This is a genomic window from Loktanella salsilacus, from assembly GCF_900114485.1.
Lineage (GTDB): Bacteria > Pseudomonadota > Alphaproteobacteria > Rhodobacterales > Rhodobacteraceae > Loktanella > Loktanella salsilacus.
Genome location: NZ_FOTF01000066.1, coordinates 1 through 2,348 on the forward strand (window position 1 = coordinate 1; position 2,348 = coordinate 2,348).

A 2,348-nucleotide genomic window follows, 5' to 3' on the forward strand; every position below is an offset into this window, starting at 1 on the left:
CCACCAGCAGCCACCAGCGCGCCTTGCCGGGGGTAAAGATTGTGGCCCAAGCGATCAAGCCGATTTGCAGGAAAATCGCCAGTAGCGCGCCGCTGGACAGCGCCAGAAAACCGCAGCCCGCGATGATGATGCTGGCGATGATGCGCCATGTATTGCCGACCCAGTCCTTCAGGCCGACATAGACCATGGAAAACGCGACAGAGCAGAACAGGCCATAGTGGATCGGGTGGGCAAAGCCGAACTGGACCCGCTCTAGGTTAAAGCGCTTGTCTTGGTTGTTGAAGGCGACGGTGCTGACACCGGGCAATTTGCGCAGCGCCTCGAGCAGGATGGGGCGGCCCGTGAGCGTTTCGACCAAGGCGAAGGGGGCAGAGCAGAGCACGAGGATCATCAGCGCGCGGCACAGGGCGCGGAAATCCTCCATGCTGCGGATATAGGCGCGGCCGACGATATAGCCGCCAAGGAATTCAATCGCGGCGGCCCCGATGTTTTCTACCACGCGGTCGGGACTGTTGATCGCCATGGCCAGCGTCGCCCAGATGATATGGGCGATGAAGAGCATGTCGATCAGCATCACCTTGCCGTAGCGGCCCATCACCAGCCGGACCAGCAGCGGCACGGTCATCACCAGCAGCAGCACGCGCAGGCCGGTCATCGCCAGCGGGCCGACGTTGAAACCCACCGGGATGACCACGGCCAGCAGATAAAGCCAGACAAGCAGCGGCAGCTTGCCCGTGGCTGATCCTGGGGCGGATGCGGCCACGGACGCGGCAGATGCGCGATCTGCCCGCTGGCGCGGCATATGATGGGCGATGGTCACGGGCGGTGTGGTCCTGCGGGAAACAAAGCTTTGGCCTGACAGATCGTTTCCAAATCAAGCACAATTATGGCGCAAGGGGCAGGATAATCATGAAATCTGCGCTTTGTAGGGGTTAGCGTAGGGTCTGTAGCAGAGGCGATCCTATTCCGGTGCCATCCAGCATACCGCCGGGGCGCGGGGCGAAGGATTGGATGCGGCTGGTGTCTTGCAGCACCCCCGGCGCAAAGACCTGCCCGTAAAACCCCGCCTGCATCCGGGCGATGTTCTGCACCAACAGGTTTGCGGTGACGCTCCAGTCCGGCTGGGCGGCAGGGCCGGTCACGGCGCTGGTGACATTACGCGCGATGGTCACATTGCGTGACGCGGGGGCCACGGTGATGCGGGGAATCCAGACAGGCTTGTCCGGCGGCTGCCCTGCGGCGCCCGCGTTTTGCACAACGGTATTATTGGCGATGCGCAGCCCGTCCGCCTCGCCCACGGTGATGCCGTGGCGATGGGCGTTGATGATGACGTTTCCGGTGATGGTGATGTTGCGATAGAACATCTCTGGCCCCGCCAGCCCGCGATCCACCAGATCGTTGCGCATGAATATCGACTGGGTATAGCGCCCTGCCCCTGCATTGAGCACGTTATCGGCGATGGTGACATTGCGCGTGGGGGCCGTGGTGCCATTGGTCCAGAACTGGATCATATCGGCATGATCGCCAGTGCCGTCCGCCGTGCGAAAGTCGTGGATCTGATTGCGCAGGATCGCGGCATCCGTGACCTGGGCAAAGTTCAGCCCGTCGCTGCGCATCCCGTGAATATCGTTGTCTTGCACGGTAACGTTTTGGCTGTCGTTCACCACCATGCCGCGCAGAAAGCCAAAGATCTGGCTGTCCTGCACCGTGATATCTGCGCTGCGATCAACCCGCAGTCCGTAGCCGGTGCCAAAGCCGTCGCCCGCCGTGCCGGTGCCGCGAGCGTTGTCGCCGTCAAAGGTGCTGCGGTTGATTGTGATGCCTTGGCTATCTGCGATGGCAAAGGGGCGCAGGTGCGCCGCGTCGCCGGGCTGGAAGGTATAATCAAAGACCACATCCTGCAGGGTCAGATGGCTGACCCCCTTCAACGCCAGCCCGGAAAACCGCGCCGGATGCGCCGGATCGGCAGATGCGATGACAAGCGGCGCACTGGCCGTAGCCTGCAGGTTACGCAGGGACAGACTGCCGTAATTGCCGGGGACAAGGGCGATGGTGCCGCCGTCACTGGCCGCAATGACGCCTTGCAGGGTCTGCGGCGTGGCCTGCTGCACGGTTTGCGCAGGTGCCATGGTGGCAATCACGGTGAGCAGCGCCCCCATCAGGCATCGGATCAGGCGGCTGTGCATCGGGGCGTCTTTCATATGGCGTCGCAATCAGGTGCATCAGGACGGCGGCAGAAATAGGGCGGCGCGGGCGCAGGTTTCATTAAGCTCAGCGTGCGGCAGAGGCGCGCCTCCGGCAACCCCAAGCGCAGGTATGGTAGTGTCCCGCGCTGCCCTGCCACTGGG

General features: G+C 63.0%; 1 protein-coding gene and 1 pseudogene. Both read right to left on the reverse strand.

All coding sequences use genetic code 11. The features are described 5' to 3' along the window. Positions 1-820 (reverse strand): annotated as a pseudogene (locus BM131_RS19795) (O-antigen ligase family protein); the annotation flags it as partial. 112 nt (positions 821-932) lie between these two features. Then, entirely contained in the window at positions 933-2,186 is a 1,254-nt protein-coding gene (locus BM131_RS19800) for a right-handed parallel beta-helix repeat-containing protein (protein ID WP_175499509.1), read from the reverse strand. Positions 2,187-2,348 lie beyond the last annotated feature (162 nt).

Coding starts and splice junctions, on each gene's coding strand:
- BM131_RS19800 (WP_175499509.1), bottom strand. CDS start 2,186: ATGCACAGCCGCCTGATCCGATGCCTGATGGGGGCGCTGCTCACCGTG.